Below are 16,402 nucleotides of genomic sequence, written 5' to 3'. Positions count from 1 at the left end.
CTGCTTGCGTATCACGGCCTAATCGCGCCGTCATGCGCAAAACACGCCAGATCGGCCATTGTGTCGACGTCCCGCAAGACATCTATTTTGCTAACGCGCGCATCTTTCAATCCTGTCAGGCTGTCAGACAAGGCGTGTTCAGTGGACCAGCGCACATTGGCAAACAAGGCTGGCGGAACAGGGGCGGGCCGTTTCAGACCAACAAGCCAGAACCCGCCATCAGTGGCCGGCCCAAAGACAGCATCGTGATTGCCAAGCGCGCGAAATGCGGCATTGATATGCTGGCGCCGAATGCCGGGAATGTCGGCACCGATAATGCAAACGGGGCCTTTTTGCGCGCTGCGAAATATGTGACGCATCCGGTCGCCCAAATCGCCCGCGCCCTGCGCCAGACGCGGCAGGTGCGCCGGCCAGACCCGGCTGGCCAATCCAGCCCTATCAGGTGTGACCGCTAAAACGATATCCCATCTTGGGTCCGCAACCGACCGCAACAAGAACGCAACCTGATGGCGAAACCACCATGCGGCCCTTGTCATCCCTATCTCGTGCCCCAGCCGCGTTTTCACGCGCCCCGGGCGCGGTTCCTTGACCATGACAACCAGAGTTTTTCGCCGCATTGCTTACTGTCCAGATGCCGAACGACAGCGCGTTTGAAAGGCGCGTGCTTTAGCCAAAATAATCCTTCAAAATCCGGGTGTAGATCGATTTCAGCTGATGGATTTGCGCCACCTCGGCCCGTTCATCGACCTGGTGCATGGTTTTTCCGACAAGGCCAAATTCAACAACAGGACAGTGATCCTTGACAAACCGGGCGTCCGACGTGCCGCCGGTGGTGGACAAGACCGGCGTGATACCTGTTTCCGACGCGACTGCCCCGGAAACGAGGTCCGACAATTCGCCCGGCGGCGTAATAAAGCTTTCGCCCGAAACCTTGACCATCGTGTCGATCGTCACGCCGAATTCCTGCGCAACCTTTTCGGCTTCCTGCAACAACCAGTCGGTTATGCCTTGTCCTGTATGGCTATCATTAAAGCGCACGTTGACGGTTGATCGTGTCGACGCGGGAATAACGTTCGTTGCCGGGTTTCCGGTGTCGATTGTGACTACGGCCAGCGTGGACGGGTCGAAATGCTGTGTTCCGGTGTCCAGCGTGTGGCTTGACAGGCGATCCATCAGCCTGGCCATAGCCGGCAATGGATTGTTGGCGCGATGGGGATATGCCGAATGGCCCTGTTCACCGGTCACGGTGAAAAATGCCGTCAGGGAACCGCGGCGTCCGATCTTGATCATTTCGCCCAATACATCCGGACAGGTCGGTTCGCCGACCAGACACACCGTCATCTGTTCTGCGGATGATTTCATGTAGTCCAGCAAGGCAGTCGTGCCGTCGATGGCCGCGCCTTCCTCGTCGCCGGTTATGGTCAGAATGATCGCGCCGTCCGGCGGTGTGTTTCGAACGAAATCCATCGCCGCCGCTGCAAAGGCCGCGACGCCTGATTTCATATCTGTCGCGCCCCTGCCATACATGAACCCGTCTTTGATCTCACCGCCAAAAGGCGCCATCGACCAGGCGGCCTCATCACCCAGTGGAACGACATCGGTGTGGCCGTTGAAGCCAAAAGTGCGGGCATGACCACGTGGCCCCCAGCGGGCAAACAGGTTGCTGACGTCACCGCGATCTGCGCGCGTGCATTCGAAACCGGCCTCGCTCAGAACGCTTTCAAGCAACACCAGCGCGCCACCTTCAACGGGTGTTACAGATGGGCACCGGATCAGTTTTGCGGTCAGGTCGGCAGCGTCTGTATCTGTCATGGATATCCTCTTTCTTCCAACGCCGTGGGTAAATCCGTAACGCGCATGATGCAATTGTGGCCAAAATGGCGCGTGCAATCACACCTGATGGTCAACAAGCCCTTAACAGAGCGGGAATCTTCGTGCTAGGATTCTGGCAATAATATGACCCGAGGCAGGGCAATCAGCAGTTAGGCCGAAACAAGCCGTTGAAAACACAGTTGTTTTCTATTCGAAACCACGGGGAAGAAACCCTGTGCTGATGCGTGTGCTGTCTCTTGTTGGTTCGAGTAGGGGCAGACATGGCAACGGCGACAGAGCTTTCGATCAATGAATCGGCGTCTGCCCTGCAAATGGCGCAAGCTATTTTTGGCACGGGCGTAACGATCATCACCGCGTCGGTACCGGGTGGCGATGCCCCTGATTATGATGGCGACAACCGGTCTTCGGGTATCTTTACCGGCGGGAACACGACGTCACCGGGTGTTACGCCGGGCGATAGTGGCGTGATCCTGTCCACCGGTCGCGTGCGTGATTTTACGAATTCTAATGGGTCTTCAAACACCAACGTGCGCGGCAATACGTCAACCAATACCAGCGGCGACAACAACGACCCGCTGTTCAACGCCGCGGCCGGCGCCAATACGTTTGATGCGGCTTATCTGGATGTTGATTTCATTCCCACAGGCAGCGTGATGACGATGCAGTTTGTGTTTGCGTCCGAAGAATACCCGGAATTCCAGAATTCGGTATATCAGGATTTCGTTGGCGTATGGGTCAACGGCGCACAGGTAGAACTGTCACTGGGCAACGGTGATGCCGACCCGGGCAATGTCAATTCCAACAGCAACGCCAACCTGTACCAAGACAATACAGGCGATCAGTTCAACACGGAAATGGACGGTTTCACCGTTACCATGACCCTGAAAATGAACGTGGTGCCGAACCAGATCAATTCGATCCGCATCGGTATCGCCGATGTGTCGGACAACAGCTACGATTCCAATCTTCTGATCGCGGGCAACAGCATCCAGACCGACATTATCGCGCAGGATGACAGCACCAATCTGTTTCCGACAGGGACGCGAACGCTGGACGTGCTGGCCAACGATATCGACAATGGCAGCACGCTGACGATAACCGAGATCAACGGCCAACCTGTCGGTGTGGGTGACACCGTGACGCTGACGTCCGGGCAAACAGTGTCTCTGAATGCGGACGGCACTCTGGAAATTGTGGGTGACGGCGATACCGAAGACTTCGCGTTTACCTACAAAGCCGACAGCGGAACCAATTCTGATATTGCTTTTGTCAATGTCAGTTCAATCCCGTGCTTTGTGGCCGGCACTTTGATCCTGACACCGGACGGTGAGGTACCGGTAGAATCCCTTGCGCCCGGCGCGCTGGTTGTAACCCATGACAACGGGCATCAGCCGGTACGGTGGGTCGGTCAGCGCACCGTCGACTCCGAAGGCGCGTTTGCCCCCATTCACATAAGGGCGAATACCTTTGGAACGCACAAGGATTTGCTGGTGTCTCCGCAACACCGGGTTCTGATCCGTGACAGTCTGGCCGAACTTCTGTTCGGAGATGCCGAGGTGCTGGTTGCTGCCAAGGATCTGGTCAACGACTACTCTGTGCGCCCCCGAACCGGCGGAACAGTCACGTACGTGCACATCCTGTTCGATGAACATCAAGTGGTCTTTTCCGAAGGATTACCAACGGAAAGCTTTCTACCGGGGCCACAGACCACGAAAAGTTTTGAACGGGATATTGTAGAAGAAATCTGTGCCCTGTTCCCCGAGATTGACCCCGAAACCGGCTCTGGATACATCGCGGCCGCGCGCCGCACGCTGCGCCAGTTCGAAGCGCAGGTTCTGATGTCCAGACAGAAGGCGGCGTAAGACGATGGCGTGGCTGGCACTTGCAGATCATGACGGTCAGGAATTCACGCTGACCGGTCTTGGCACCGCTGATGGGCCAAAGGCTGGAATTGAACCGGATGGGTTGTTGGCAAGGGGAACCCTGCTGATCGAAACACGGCTTTCGCCGGATGGCAGACCACAGGATCTGTTTGCATTCAGGGGGCGGGATGGCTGGCTGACAGCGCTGACGCTCAAGGCCATTCCCGGCGGCGGGCTGACCCTCGTGATCGCACAGAACGGGGAAATCACCCATGCGACGATCCTGCAAAACAGCGCGGTGCGCACGGATGTTGTGCGCGTAACCTATGCATGGGATGCGCCGAAACGCTGGGCACGGCTCGCAATTGAACGACCGGAAGGTATTGATGTTCACATGGTCAGCGTGGCGAACCCGAAACCGCTTCCGCTTGCGGATTTGCACGATCTGTTTCTTGCACATCACCAGCGCTATATTTCCGAAGACGTGGTGTTTTTCGCGCTGTCAGACCAGATTGAACCAATCGGTCCGATGCCAACACTCACCCGATCCGCGCCGATTGAAACATCCAAAGGACATGTGCGTGCCGGCAACCTGAAGCGCGGTGATCTTGTTCGGACAGAGCAGACAGGCCTTGTGCCGGTGCTGCATACCGTAAAACGCACCGTGCCCGCACGGGGAAGTTTCGCGCCCATCCGCCTGCGCGCGCCCTATTTCGGGCTTCAGCAGGATATCATCGTGGCCCCGGACCAACGGTTGGTGATCCGCGGATCAGAGGTGGAATACCTTTTTGGTCGTGAAGCGGTTCTTGTACCCGCGCGGCATCTTGTGAACGGTACGGTTGCCTTGCCACAGCAGTTTTCCCAAACAATAACCTACACACAAGTGATCCTGCCAAAACACGAAGCCATGATGCTTGCGGGTGCATCAGCCGAAAGCCTTTATATCGGGCGCTTGCGTCGTAAGCCGGATGAGCTGAAGGCCAGTGTGCTTGCAAACGTGAACCGCAATGATTTGCCTGAACACGGACAGGCTGCATTTCCGGTTCTACGATGGTTCGACGCAATTACATTGGCGGAACAACGCGCGGCATAGTTTCGACCGTCTTGATTACGCATCAGCTTTGACGTACGGGGCAATATGCGGTTCATGTTTTTCAAAGTCTTGGCATTTGTTCTGATCTGGCCGTTTTGGGCCTCGGCGCAGTCATTGACAATCAGCACTGTTGAACGGCCACCGTTCTCCATGAACATCGATGGGGCGCAGACCGGCTTTTCCATCGATCTCTGGCAGGCTCTTTCTGAAACCATCGGGCAGGAATTTACCATCACGCGCCATGATCGGTTCTCGGACATGCTCGATTCAGTCCAGAACGGCGAAGCGGATGCCGCGATCGCCAACATTTCGATCACATCCGCGCGCGAAGCCAAAATGGATTTCAGCCACCCGATTTTTGAATCCGGTTTGCAGATCATGACGCAAAAGCAGGCGTCAACAGGCCCGTCCATCTGGCGGGCTGTCGCCTCGGTCGAACTTGTCCTGGCCGTGCTGGCGGCATTTGCCATGTTGTTGGCGGGTGGAATGCTGATGTGGCGGTTTGAACGCCGTGCGCAGCCTTACTTTGATCGCAGCGCATCCGATGCCCTGTTTCCGTCGTTCTGGTGGGCGCTGAACCTTGTCGTGAACGGCGGGTTCGAAGAACGGGTGCCGCGAACGGTTTTCGGCCGGTTGTTTGGCGTTCTTCTGGTGATTTCCTCGCTTTTCATCGTGTCGATTTTCGTGGCCCACATCACGTCGGCCATGACGGTCGAGGCCATCAACGGGTCGGTGAATTCGTTTAATGATCTTTATGGCAAGCAGGTCGGCACAATCGAAAATTCGACGTCGGCCAGTTTCATGGAACGGCGCGATCTGGACTATGTTGCGTTTACAACGCTTGATGATCTGCTGGCCGCCTTTGAAGCGCAGGAACTGGACGCCGTTGTTTTCGATGCGCCTGTTCTGGCCTATTATATCGCGACTGAAACAAACTCTGTCGGCGAACTGGCCGGTGCGGTGTTCATGCGGGAAAACTACGGCATTGCCCTGCCATCCGGCAGTGCGCTGGTCGAAGATGTGAATCAGGCGCTTTTGACCCTGCGGGAAAACGGTGAATATGAAGAAATTTACCGCAAATGGTTCGGTAAAAGCCCCTAAGGGGCGCTTGTCCAACTAGGGGCTGTTGACGTTCGGGATTCCCAAATCACTTAACTTCTGATTCAAGGTTGCAAACAGAGGAGAGCAGCCTTGACCCGAAGAGTCCTGACCGATGCGCATTGGACAATCATCGACCCGTATTGTCTTGGAAAACCCACAGACCCGGGACAAACTGGGCGCGATCCTCGCCTGTTTGTGGAAGCCGTCCTTTGGATCGTTCGCACTGGGGCACAATGGCGCGAGTTGCCGGACGAATTCGGCAAGTGGAACTCTGTGTTCAAGCGGTTCCGCAGGTGGGTTAAGGCAGATATTTTCTATCATATGTTCAAAGTATTAGCCTCAGACGCCGACCTCGAATACGCCATGATCGATGGCACCATCGTCAAGGTTCACCGCTCTGGCCAAGGCGCAAAAGGGGGACTCTTTGCCAGGCCATCGGGCGCTCTCGCGGGGGGATAACCACGAAGATACTGGCGCTGACGGACGCGCTCGGCAACCTCGTCGATTTTTGCCTGATGCCCGGACAAGCCCATGATCTGCGCGAGACCGATACACTGATCCGAAATCTGTCTGCCGGGCACCTGCTGGCGGACAGGGCCTTTGATGCGGATTGGCTGCGCAATGACCTGCTGGATCGCGACATCACTCCGGTCATTCCGCCGAAGTCCAACCGGAAGTTCCCGGCGGAGTTCGACAAAGACACCTACAAATGGCGGCACCTGATCGAAAACTACTTTGGCAAACTGAAGGAAAACAGAGGGATAGCTATGCGCTCGTGCAAAACAGACCCCAGCTTCAAAGCATTCATCTCGATCGCCGCTACAATCATTCACATCAGGTGAACGTCAACAGCCCCTAGTCAAAAAATGGCGTGACTTGCGCAATGATCACGGCGTTTTCGTCCAGCGCGCGTTGCATCAGTTGCCGCTCATCCTCATCAATGTCATGCCCTTCGGCCTCTCGCTCTGACAAAGTGCCATAGCCGGTGACATCCAGTGGCGCTGTATCCGCTTGTTTCAGAATGGCGACAGTTTCGCGAACAGCTTCCGCCTCGTCTATGCCGGATGCAAAACACATGAGTGCGGCACCTGTCGCCTTATCCGGAAGGCCATCGCCTTCTTTGCGGCCGATCTGCACGACAAGAGTGTAAACCTGCTGCCGGCTTGGTTTCTTATCGCCCATTTTCTACTCCTGTCGGTCGCGGCTGTGGCGCAACCGGTATATTCTAGTCGCGCAGCAATTCGTTGATACCGGTTTTTGACCGAGTCCGCGCATCTACTCTTTTGACGATAACCGCGCAGTACAGATTGATCCCGTTTTTCGACGGCATAGACCCTGCGACCACTACGGAATAGGGCGGCACCTCGCCATAAGTGACGGTGCCGGTTTCGCGATCTACGATCTTGGTGGACTGCCCGATAAACACACCCATGCCCAGAACCGATCCTTCGCGCACAATACACCCTTCGACAACTTCGGATCGTGCGCCAATGAAACAGTTGTCTTCGATGATGGTTGGTCCGGCCTGCATCGGCTCAAGTACACCACCAATGCCCACGCCGCCCGACAAATGCACGTTCTTGCCGATCTGGGCGCATGACCCCACTGTGGCCCATGTGTCCACCATTGTACCGCTGTCCACGTAGGCCCCAAGGTTTACAAAGGACGGCATCAACACGACGCCCGGCGCGATATAAGCGCTTTTGCGGACAACGCAGTTCGGAACGGCCCGAAATCCTGCGGCTTTCCATTGGTTGTCGCCCCAGCCTTTGAATTTACTGTCTACCTTGTCCCACCAGCCGCCGGCCTGCGGGCCGCCATCCTGCTGTTCCATGTCCTTGATCCGGAACCCAAGCAACACGGCCTTTTTGGCCCACTGGTTGACGTGCCAGTTGCCGTCTGTCCCGCGTTCGGCGACACGCAACGCGCCGCTGTCCAGGGCGTTCAGCGTGTCTTCGATCGCTTCACGCGTTTCACCGCCTGTTGTCGGCGTAATTGTATCGCGCGCATCCCATGCGGCTTCGATTGCGGTTTCCAGTTGAGCGTTGGACATGGTTAACCCCTTGTTGTGCTGCGAACGGCTTAGACACCATCATGTGAAACCTTGCAATCACACTCTGGGCAATTCACCTCTTTCGCGATAGGTTCGCAGGCTGGAAAACATAGGTGCACAGAATGAAAGAAGACCGCCACAGCCCGTTTCGGGACGCGCATACCGATATTGAAACGGCCGAAGGTATTCCCAATACCCCACAAACGCGTGCTCCGGCGTACAAACTGGCATTTGCGGATCCCGATTTTCTGTGTCGGGATGAATTGCGCCCGGTCCGCTTGCAACTGGAACTGCTCAAACCCCAGATGATCCTTGATGAACGCGGGATCGAAAGCACAGTTGTACTGTTCGGGGGGGCGCGCATTCCCGAACCTGCGCACAAGGACCGCGCCCGCACCAAAACGCTTGCCGATCTTTCGAAATTCTATGACGAAGCACGCGAATTCGCGCGGTTGATGACGCTGAAATCTGTCCAGAGCTATGGCCGGGAGGATGTGATTGTCACCGGTGGTGGCCCCGGTGTGATGGAAGCCGGAAACCGTGGTGCCATCGACGCAGGCGGCGCATCAATCGGGTTGAACATCGTGCTTCCACACGAACAGGCCCCGAATGAATATGTGACGCCGGATCTGTGCTTTAATTTCCATTATTTTGCGATCCGCAAGATGCACTTTCTCATGCGGGCCAAGGCAATCTGCATTTTTCCGGGCGGATTCGGAACTTTGGACGAAATGTTCGAATCCCTGACGCTGATCCAAACCGGGCGTATGGAGCGCGTGCCATTTCTGCTGTTTGGCCGCGCATTCTGGGAAAAGATCATCAACTGGGAAGCGCTGGCTGACGCCGGCACGATTTCCGCCGAAGATCTTGATCTGTTCCGTTTTGTGGAAACCGCGACCGAAGCGGTAGACCTCATCGAGAACTGGGAGCCAGCGCCCGCGCGCGACAACCTGCCCGGTCGTTAGGCCAGATCAGGCTGCGGCGGCGTGCGGCACCATGCAAAGCGCGTTTCCGAAGGGCAGTTTGGTAACGATCATGCCCTCGGTGGTGTTTTCGATGCCATATCCATAGCCGGCCAAACGGTGGCGCCATTCGCGGGGCGACAGGGCCTTGGAGCGTTCCTGCGTGACAAGGCTCAGGATTTTTTCGGCTTCGAACGATTCGTTTTTGTTTACCATCGACATAAGGTTTGGTCCTTTGATTACCTTTTACTGGGCACAGCATTGCGGTTCACAATGGCCTTTATCGTCCGCGAACAGGGCAATTCAGGGGCATCCTGCAATCAATTAAGGCAACGAAACGGGCCGTCTTGCGCTTCCAGTGTAATCAACTGATCCAGATTTGTGGGACTGATCGAACCCAGAACCAGTGTCCGGCCAATCACGGTTGCCGGTGTTCCGATCACGCCCAGGGCACTGGCAAGCGCCTTGGATTTACGCAGGCTGCTTGCAACAGGTTCACCGCCGACATCGCGCAGCAGTTTATCGGGGTCCAGATCAAGCTCTTGCGCCATTTGGCGCAAACCAAAAGGACCGGGCGGTAACACCTTGCGCATCAGGTAACGGTGCGCGGCGATGTATTGCCCCTGCTCAGCCGCCGCAAGCGCAGCTTTGGCCGACCTGTCGGAACGGTCCCCGAGCAATGGAAGTTCGTACCAGACCAGCCGGATTGGTGCTCCGCTTTCCTCAAGTCGGATCAATCGTTCGCTTAGCACAAAACAATAGGGGCAGTTGTAATCCGAAAACACGGCAATCGGCAGACCGTCTTCCGGAGTGTGATTTTCGTACAGCGCGGCGCAGGGCGTCTGAAGCAATTCGGCCCGTTCCGCTGCAATCGATGGGTCCGGTGCATCCAGCCCGATCAGGGCAACCGGCCCTGATGAAACCGGCCCCTGATCCAGTTTCCGAAATCCGGGAAACCCGTCCAGCGGTACAAAATCAAAAGACGGAAATGCGCGTCGCCACAATGGCGGTATGCCAAAAACTGCCAGCAGAACCGCAGTGGACCCCAGAATATCCCGTCTGCGCAGCGCCACCGGTCAAAGCCCGGCCTCGGCCTCGATCTGCTTGCGCGATTTGCGTTCCCGTTCGGTGGCGGATTTCAATTGTCCGCAGGCGGCCATGATGTCTTCGCCGCGCGGCGTGCGTACGGGGCTGGCATAGCCCGCCCGATACACGATTTCCGAAAACGCCCGGATCCGGTTGTTCGAGGATCGTTTATAGGGCGCGCCGGGCCATTCGTTGAACGGGATCAGGTTGATCTTGGCAGGAATGCCCTCGATCAGTTTGACCAGACGGTGTGCGTCTTCATCGCTGTCATTCACGCCATGCAGCATGACGTATTCAAACGTGATCCGTTCCGAATTGCTGACCTTGGGATAGGTGCGCAATGCATCCAGCAACTCGGCGATGTTCCAGCGTTTATTGATCGGAACCAGCGTGTCACGCACTTCATCCGTTGTTGCATGAAAGGACACCGCCAACTGGCAGCCGATTTCCTGCGCGGTGCGGGCGATTTCCGGCACCACACCCGAAGTCGACAGTGTAATGCGGCGGCGCGACAGTTGAATGCCTTCGGGATCCATGGCGATTTTCATCGCGTCGCGCACGTTTTCAAAGTTGTAAAGCGGTTCGCCCATGCCCATCAGAACGATGTTGGACAGCAACCGCGCCTCGACATTGGGGCTTTTGCCCGGCTCGGGCCATTCGCCCAGATCATCGCGTGCGATCATCACCTGGCCGATTATTTCCCCGGCAGTCAGGTTGCGCACCAGTTTCTGCGTGCCGGTATGGCAGAACGAACAGGTCAGCGTACACCCGACCTGAGAGCTGATGCACAACGTGCCGCGCCCTTCTTCGGGAATGTACACAACCTCGACCTCGTGACCGCCGGCAATGCGCACCAGATATTTGCGGGTGCCGTCACTGCTGACCTGACGGGTTACCACCTCGGGAACTTCAATAACAAAATGCTGGGCCAGTTCTGAACGATAGGGCTTTGCCAGATTGGTCATCTGGTCAAAATCACGCACGCCCTTTTCGTAAATCCACTGCCAGATCTGGCGCGTGCGCATCCGGGCCTGTTTTTCCGGCGTGCCGTGGGCCACCAGTGTGTCCGCCAATGCCGCGCGGGTCAGCCCGACAAGGTTTATCGGCCCCTCGGGCAGTTTCCGCGGGATCGTATGTACATCCTGTGTGATCGGCGCCTTTACAGACATCGGGACTCTCCGTTTTCAGCAATGTGCCTCTATATAGGGTCAGACTGAAATATCAAAAGAAAACGCGGCATCAGCCGCGTTCATTTTTTGCTAGACTGGTCATAGCTTTTGGTAGCCGGGCTGGATCAGCCCTCGCACCGCTTTTCAGCATCTTCCAGTGCGGCGGTGAAACCCAAAAGCGAAAAGGTGTCCTTGGTCTGGGTGCCTTTTGACGATACGGCCGTGACAACAGCCTGTGCGCCACGCTTCATCGCCGTGATGATTTTCGCGTCATCCGCCGTTGATGCCGGCCATGCCCATTCATCTTCGGTGAACAGTTCGAATTCGGTGCCACCGATATCAAGATTGACCGTGGAACCGGGTTTGAACGGATATCCGCCCGTGAATGTAACCTGGCCCTTCACTTCGGCACCCGGACGATAGAACACGAACAACAGGATATCGCCACGGCGTACAGCAACAATGCGGCCATCGCGCGTATTGACCGTTTCCTTGGGGGATGACACGCCCCAGCATTCCTTTGGGTCGCTTTCTACAAAAACGCTCCAGTCCGTTTTGGCCGCGACGCGGTTTGTGCTTTGCTCTTGCGCCCAGGCACTGCTGCCCAGTACCGCCAAACACAGCCCCGAAATTGCGCCCGCTAACTTAATTCCCATTTGTCCAGCCTCCAGCCGTCCTAATCCTCAACTTCAAACGCGTTTTTGCAGCCTTGTTCCGGCTGTCTGATCGTATCAACCCGTTTTCTTTTCGACAGAAGCACACTAGCCTGAAACCTGCCACAGGCGAAAGCCCGATTGGCAGGAATTCGCGCAACTGTGAGTATAAAATAATGAACAATTCCGCATCCGCACCCGTTCCCATGGTGGAAATCTGGCGCGGTCCTTTTCTGGAAAGTATTCATGCCGGCCACGCCGTGATCTGTGACGAAGCAGGACAGATCGTTCAGGCATGGGGTGATCCCGAAGCCGTCGTGCTGCCGCGCAGTTCCGCCAAGATGATTCAGGGCCTGCCGCTGATCACATCAGGTGCCGCAGATCAGGCCGGTTTGACGACGGAACAACTGGCTTTGGCGTGCGCATCCCACAACGGCGCGGCCATTCACACCGACCGTGTGGCGGCGTGGCTGAAAGACCTTGAACTTGGCGATGACGATTTCCGGTGCGGCCCCCAATGGCCGGATGACAAGCCGGCAAATCACGCCCTGATCAGGGCATATGAAAAGCCGTGTCAGATGCACAACAACTGCTCGGGCAAACATGCGGGGTTTCTGACCCTGTCCCAGCATCTTGGTGCCGGGCCGGATTATGTTGATCCCGATCATCCGGTTCAAACCGCCTGTCTGGAAGCGTTTGAACAAACCACGCAACAGGCCAGTCCGGGTTTCGGGGTAGATGGCTGTTCTGCCCCCAATTTTGCAACAACCCTGCACGGAATGGCCCGCGCGATGGCCTTTTTCGCCTCTGCGCACGAGCGGACCGACACGACAAGTCAGGCCGCTGTAAGATTGTCGCAAGCCATGATGCTGCATCCTGATCTGGTGGCTGGCGAAGGCCGTGCCTGTACGGAACTGATGCGCGCGATGAACGGCAAGGTTGCGATCAAAACCGGTGCCGAAGCGTTCTTTGTGGCCATCATTCCCGAAAAGAAACTGGGTGTCGCGCTAAAGATCGTTGACGGCACCACGCGCGCCAGTGAATGCGCGATTGCATCCATTCTGGTCAAATTGGGTGTGCTGGACGCGGAACACCCCGCGACACGCAAACGGCGTTTTGCCCCGATTCTGAACCGGCGGGGGATCGAAGCGGGTTTAATCAAACCCGCTGCGACTTTACTTTGACGTTTACATTTCGACCACTGGCGCAACTTCGACACTGCCATTACCGCTGCTGACCATCGGGCAGCCTTTGGCCATGGCGACAGCAGCATCAATGTCTTTCGCACGGACAATGGTGAACCCCGAAAGCGGATTTGCGCCGCCATCATCTGCGACCCCTGCGGCACTTACGGTTTTTGACATACCCACGGGATTCCCCGGATTTACGACTGCGTCACTCAGATTTTCGAACCACGCCTGCCACTTGGCCATTTCCTTGGCGCCCTCTTCCGGTGTTTCCGGCATTTTGCCGCCATGATAGGCGAAAATGAAATCTGTCATAATACTCTCCCTTTGTGGTTGCTTTGGTTAATTCAATATCCGGCCAAGCCGTACCAGAGTCGCGCTCCAACCGGCTTCGTGGCGGGTCGCAATCTCGCTGTCGGGCAGCTCCCGGTGATCCACAATCAATCGTGCCCCAGATGCCGTTGGAACGATGGTGAACGTGACATGGCTTTCCTTGCCGCGTTGGTCGGTATCGTCGTGCCAGCCCCACGTGAACCCGACGGATCTGGGTGAATCCACATGGGTGACCTGACCTGACATCTTGAACCGCTGGCCGTTCTGATCCGACATATCAAAAAACCACGGCCCGGTTTTCGAGAAATCGATATGTTCTTTCTGAACAACCATCCCGTCGTGACCCCACCATTGCAAAAGCTGCGCGTGTTCGGTGACCACCCGGAACAGTCGTTCGGCTGTTACCTTGAATTCGCGTTCCAGACGGATATCAGCCATCTTCGTTTTCTCCCTCTGCGGCCAGAAAGGCATCAAGCCGGTCAAGGCCAGCCTCCCAGAATGCCTTGTGGTCCAGTGTCCATCCCGAAATCGCCTGTATGGCTTCGGGCCGCACGGAATAATAGCGTTTGGTTCCCTCGGCGCGTTGCCGGATCACGCCGGCTTCGCGCAGTACTTTCAGGTGTCTTGAAATGGCGGGCGCTGTCATGTCTGCCGTGGCCACCAGCGCACCGGCAGGTTGTTCGCCTTTCTCCATCAATCGGGTAACCAGCGTGAAACGGGTTTCATCCGAAAGGGCTGCAAATATCTTGATCAGGTTCGACATGTACAATAATTAACGTAAATGTTAATTAAATGAAACGTTAATTATTTCGTATGAATTCAGCTTTGCTGTATCCCTGAATGTACAAAAGCGCAGTCAGGTCACCGTGATTGATCCGGACATCACATTGCGCGGCAACCGCTGGCTTGGCATGCAACGCGACCCCGGTTCCGGCCCGTGTCAGCATCCCCAGATCGTTGGCGCCGTCGCCCACCGCCATAACGTCTGTTTCCGGCAATCCCAGCCTGTTCGAAATATCCACCAAAGCATCAACCTTGGCCTGCCGCCCAAGGATCGGCAGGGCGACATGCCCGGTCAGTTTGCCGGCGTCGATCATCAGGGAATTGGCGCGATTTTCGTCAAAGCCCAGATGCCGGGCAACCTGATGCGTAAACGCCGTAAACCCGCCCGAAACAAGTGTCGTGTAAGCGCCATTGGCCTTCATCGTCGCGACAAGTTCGGCCCCGCCCTGCATATACGTTATGCGTGTCGCCAGAACGTGATGGATCACATTTGCGTCCAGCCCAGCCAGCAGACCGACACGTTCAACCAGCGCTGCGTTGAAATCCAGCTCTCCGTTCATCGCCCGCGCGGTGATGTCCGCCACATGCGCACCCACACCCGCCTCGTCTGCCAGTTCGTCAATGCATTCCTGCTGGATCATGGTGCTGTCCATATCGGCCAGCAGCATTTTCTTTTTGCGATTGTCAGCTTGCTGTACCACCAGATCGACGCCCAGCTTTTGCAGATCATCCCAGACCTGCGGGTGATTGTCAGGCATCACCGGAAAGGTGAATTCTGCTGCTTCATCCGCGGCGAGCCACAGGGCACCCCCGCCGCCCCACGCATTGCGCAATGAGTCGACAAGGCTTGGATCCAGTTTCGGGCCTTGGGGCGAGGTAAGGAGTGTGGCAACAAACGGGCCTGCCAAGTTTCCGATCCACTTCAAAAAGGTCGCATTTAATTCATCAAGCGGCGCTATAGCGGCGTTTTGGCGCTTGCACCACCCCGATTGCGCCCGTATTTCCAGCGGTGGGACACCCTTCCCCAACGAAGGGCGCTTATCTGGAAGGATAGCAGAAATGGCTATTAAACAACCGGCATCGCGGCCGGCTAATCCGCGGTTTTCGTCTGGCCCTTGTGCCAAAATCCCTACATTCGAATTGCAAAAACTGTCTGACGCCCCGTTCGGGCGCAGCCATCGTGCCGCAGTTGGCAAGGCCAAATTGCTGGCCGCAATCGAAGAGACCCGCGACCTGCTTGGCATACCTGCCGATTATCGCATCGGTATCGTGCCGGCATCGGATACCGGCGCCTTTGAAATGGCGATGTGGAACCTGTTGGGGGAACGCCCGGTTGAAATGGTCGCATGGGAAAGTTTTGGCGCTGGCTGGGTCACCGATGCTGTCAAACAGTTGAAAATCGACGCGACGGTTCACACAGCCGATTACGGGCGGATCGTGGACATGGCGGCATTGAACTACGATCACGATGTTTGCTTTACCTGGAACGGCACAACCTCGGGCGTGCGGATGCCGAACGGGGATGTTATCCCATCGGATCGCGCAGGTCTGACGCTGTGTGATGCCACGTCGGCCGCGTTCGCGATGGACCTGCCTTGGGATAAACTGGATGTAACCACATTCAGCTGGCAAAAGGTTCTGGGCGGCGAAGGTGCACATGGCATGCTGATCCTGTCGCCCCGCGCGGTCGCCCGGTTGGAAAACTATGCACCGGCCTGGCCATTGCCCAAGATTTTCCGCCTGACAAAAGGCGGCAAACTGATTGATGGCATCTTCAGGGGGGAAACCATCAATACACCGTCGATGATGGCGGTGGAAGATTATCTGGTTGCCCTGGACTGGGCGCGTTCGGTTGGTGGACTGACCGGATTGATCAACCGTGCCAACGCAAACTCCGCCGCGATCGAGGCCTTCGTGAATGCCAATGACTGGATCGCCTATCTGGCAGAAGATCCGGCGACGCGGTCCAATACATCCGTTTGCCTGAAATTCACCGACGCCCGTATCGTTGATGGCGCGGCTTTCGCCAAGGCCGTTGCGAAACGGCTGGATGCCGAAGGTGTCGCCTATGATATCGGGGCCTATCGCGATGCCCCCCCCGGCCTGCGCATCTGGTGTGGCGGAACGGTAGAAACGTCCGACATATCAGCCATGCTGCCTTGGTTGTCCTGGGCATTTGACGCGGAAATAGATGCGCAAATGGAAGCTGCATAACCGAGCAATCCCGGAATCGAACACCATTGGGGTGCGCCACGTTGCGCCCCCCGTTCCCACAATTAATATCATC

19 protein-coding genes are annotated in these 16,402 nt (G+C 56.6%); 7 read left to right on the top strand and 12 right to left on the bottom strand.

The annotated features are described in order from the left end of the window. Positions 1-11: 11 nt before the first annotated feature. Both OLX72_RS06385 and dapE read right to left on the bottom strand, forming a co-directional pair. Positions 12-617 carry a TIGR04282 family arsenosugar biosynthesis glycosyltransferase gene (locus tag OLX72_RS06385; protein WP_114871965.1) on the bottom strand — a complete coding sequence of 202 codons (606 nt, stop codon included), beginning with the start codon at positions 615-617 and terminating at the stop codon, positions 12-14. A gap of 49 nt (positions 618-666) precedes the next feature. Continuing rightward, the gene (dapE, locus tag OLX72_RS06380) at positions 667-1,812 is read right to left on the bottom strand and encodes a succinyl-diaminopimelate desuccinylase (RefSeq protein WP_114871966.1); all 1,146 of its coding nucleotides are present in this window, start codon (positions 1,810-1,812) and stop codon (positions 667-669) included. Between the two features lie 281 nt (positions 1,813-2,093). Between dapE and OLX72_RS06375 the strand changes: the two genes are divergently transcribed. From OLX72_RS06375 to OLX72_RS06360, 4 genes are all read left to right on the top strand, one after another. Next, positions 2,094-3,695, top strand: a complete 1,602-nt coding sequence (locus tag OLX72_RS06375) for a Hint domain-containing protein (protein ID WP_433990072.1) — start codon at positions 2,094-2,096, stop codon at positions 3,693-3,695. Positions 3,696-3,699: 4 nt separating this feature from the next. Further along, on the top strand, positions 3,700-4,788 hold the full coding sequence (locus OLX72_RS06370) for a Hint domain-containing protein (protein WP_114871968.1): 1,089 nt from the start codon (positions 3,700-3,702) through the stop codon (positions 4,786-4,788). 45 nt (positions 4,789-4,833) lie between these two features. Then, positions 4,834-5,889 carry a transporter substrate-binding domain-containing protein gene (locus OLX72_RS06365; RefSeq protein WP_433990071.1) on the top strand — a complete coding sequence of 352 codons (1,056 nt, stop codon included), beginning with the start codon at positions 4,834-4,836 and terminating at the stop codon, positions 5,887-5,889. A gap of 90 nt (positions 5,890-5,979) precedes the next feature. Then, positions 5,980-6,731, top strand: a protein-coding gene (locus tag OLX72_RS06360) for an IS5 family transposase (protein ID WP_433988765.1) whose coding sequence is annotated in 2 segments (ribosomal slippage) — positions 5,980-6,313 and positions 6,313-6,731 — 753 coding nt in all. Because the reading frame shifts where the segments join, the coding sequence is not laid out codon by codon here. Positions 6,732-6,744: 13 nt separating this feature from the next. Here OLX72_RS06360 and OLX72_RS06355 read toward each other — a convergent pair. Both OLX72_RS06355 and dapD read right to left on the bottom strand, forming a co-directional pair. Next, positions 6,745-7,071: a hypothetical protein gene (locus OLX72_RS06355; RefSeq protein ID WP_114871970.1), complete on the bottom strand. Its 327-nt coding sequence runs from the start codon at positions 7,069-7,071 to the stop codon at positions 6,745-6,747. Positions 7,072-7,114: 43 nt separating this feature from the next. Then, positions 7,115-7,942 carry a 2,3,4,5-tetrahydropyridine-2,6-dicarboxylate N-succinyltransferase gene (gene dapD / locus OLX72_RS06350; protein WP_114871971.1) on the bottom strand — a complete coding sequence of 276 codons (828 nt, stop codon included), beginning with the start codon at positions 7,940-7,942 and terminating at the stop codon, positions 7,115-7,117. Positions 7,943-8,064: 122 nt separating this feature from the next. Here dapD and OLX72_RS06345 point away from each other — a divergent pair, with 122 nt between their 5' ends. After that, on the top strand, positions 8,065-8,907 hold the full coding sequence (locus OLX72_RS06345) for a TIGR00730 family Rossman fold protein (RefSeq protein ID WP_433990070.1): 843 nt from the start codon (positions 8,065-8,067) through the stop codon (positions 8,905-8,907). Between the two features lie 6 nt (positions 8,908-8,913). Here OLX72_RS06345 and OLX72_RS06340 read toward each other — a convergent pair whose 3' ends face one another. The 4 genes from OLX72_RS06340 to OLX72_RS06325 all read right to left on the bottom strand — a co-directional run bounded on the left by OLX72_RS06340 (position 8,914) and on the right by OLX72_RS06325 (position 11,815). Then, positions 8,914-9,126, bottom strand: coding sequence for a hypothetical protein (locus OLX72_RS06340; RefSeq protein ID WP_254684669.1), 213 nt, complete (start codon positions 9,124-9,126; stop codon positions 8,914-8,916). Between the two features lie 98 nt (positions 9,127-9,224). Further along, positions 9,225-9,977, bottom strand: a complete 753-nt coding sequence (locus OLX72_RS06335) for a DsbA family protein (RefSeq protein WP_114871973.1) — start codon at positions 9,975-9,977, stop codon at positions 9,225-9,227. Between the two features lie 3 nt (positions 9,978-9,980). Next, positions 9,981-11,159 (bottom strand): 23S rRNA (adenine(2503)-C(2))-methyltransferase RlmN, encoded by a 1,179-nt coding sequence (gene rlmN, locus OLX72_RS06330; RefSeq protein ID WP_114871974.1) that lies wholly within the window; start codon positions 11,157-11,159, stop codon positions 9,981-9,983. Between the two features lie 125 nt (positions 11,160-11,284). Continuing rightward, positions 11,285-11,815 (bottom strand): invasion associated locus B family protein, encoded by a 531-nt coding sequence (locus OLX72_RS06325; protein WP_114871975.1) that lies wholly within the window; start codon positions 11,813-11,815, stop codon positions 11,285-11,287. A gap of 173 nt (positions 11,816-11,988) precedes the next feature. Between OLX72_RS06325 and OLX72_RS06320 the strand changes: the two genes are divergently transcribed. Next, positions 11,989-12,996 (top strand): asparaginase, encoded by a 1,008-nt coding sequence (locus OLX72_RS06320; protein ID WP_433990069.1) that lies wholly within the window; start codon positions 11,989-11,991, stop codon positions 12,994-12,996. A 3-nt stretch (positions 12,997-12,999) separates the two neighbouring features. Here the strand turns inward: OLX72_RS06320 and OLX72_RS06315 are convergent, their stop codons facing one another. From OLX72_RS06315 to serB, 4 genes are read right to left on the bottom strand one after another with little or no spacing between them, the layout of a single operon-like run. After that, positions 13,000-13,314, bottom strand: coding sequence for a YciI family protein (locus OLX72_RS06315; protein WP_433990068.1), 315 nt, complete (start codon positions 13,312-13,314; stop codon positions 13,000-13,002). A gap of 27 nt (positions 13,315-13,341) precedes the next feature. Further along, positions 13,342-13,770, bottom strand: coding sequence for an SRPBCC family protein (locus OLX72_RS06310; RefSeq protein WP_433990067.1), 429 nt, complete (start codon positions 13,768-13,770; stop codon positions 13,342-13,344). Next, entirely contained in the window at positions 13,763-14,095 is a 333-nt protein-coding gene (locus tag OLX72_RS06305) for an ArsR/SmtB family transcription factor (protein WP_114871978.1), read from the bottom strand. Before OLX72_RS06305 ends, OLX72_RS06310 begins: the two co-directional genes overlap by 8 nt. Before the next feature lie 37 nt (positions 14,096-14,132). Continuing rightward, positions 14,133-15,023, bottom strand: coding sequence for a phosphoserine phosphatase SerB (gene serB / locus OLX72_RS06300; protein WP_433990066.1), 891 nt, complete (start codon positions 15,021-15,023; stop codon positions 14,133-14,135). Between the two features lie 151 nt (positions 15,024-15,174). Between serB and OLX72_RS06295 the strand changes: the two genes are divergently transcribed. Further along, positions 15,175-16,329 carry a phosphoserine transaminase gene (locus OLX72_RS06295; protein ID WP_433990065.1) on the top strand — a complete coding sequence of 385 codons (1,155 nt, stop codon included), beginning with the start codon at positions 15,175-15,177 and terminating at the stop codon, positions 16,327-16,329. Positions 16,330-16,402 lie beyond the last annotated feature (73 nt).

It is taken from the genome of Sulfitobacter sp. TBRI5 (genome assembly GCF_051013555.1).
Classification (GTDB): domain Bacteria; phylum Pseudomonadota; class Alphaproteobacteria; order Rhodobacterales; family Rhodobacteraceae; genus JL08.
This window is presented reverse-complemented; position numbering and strand designations above follow the sequence as displayed.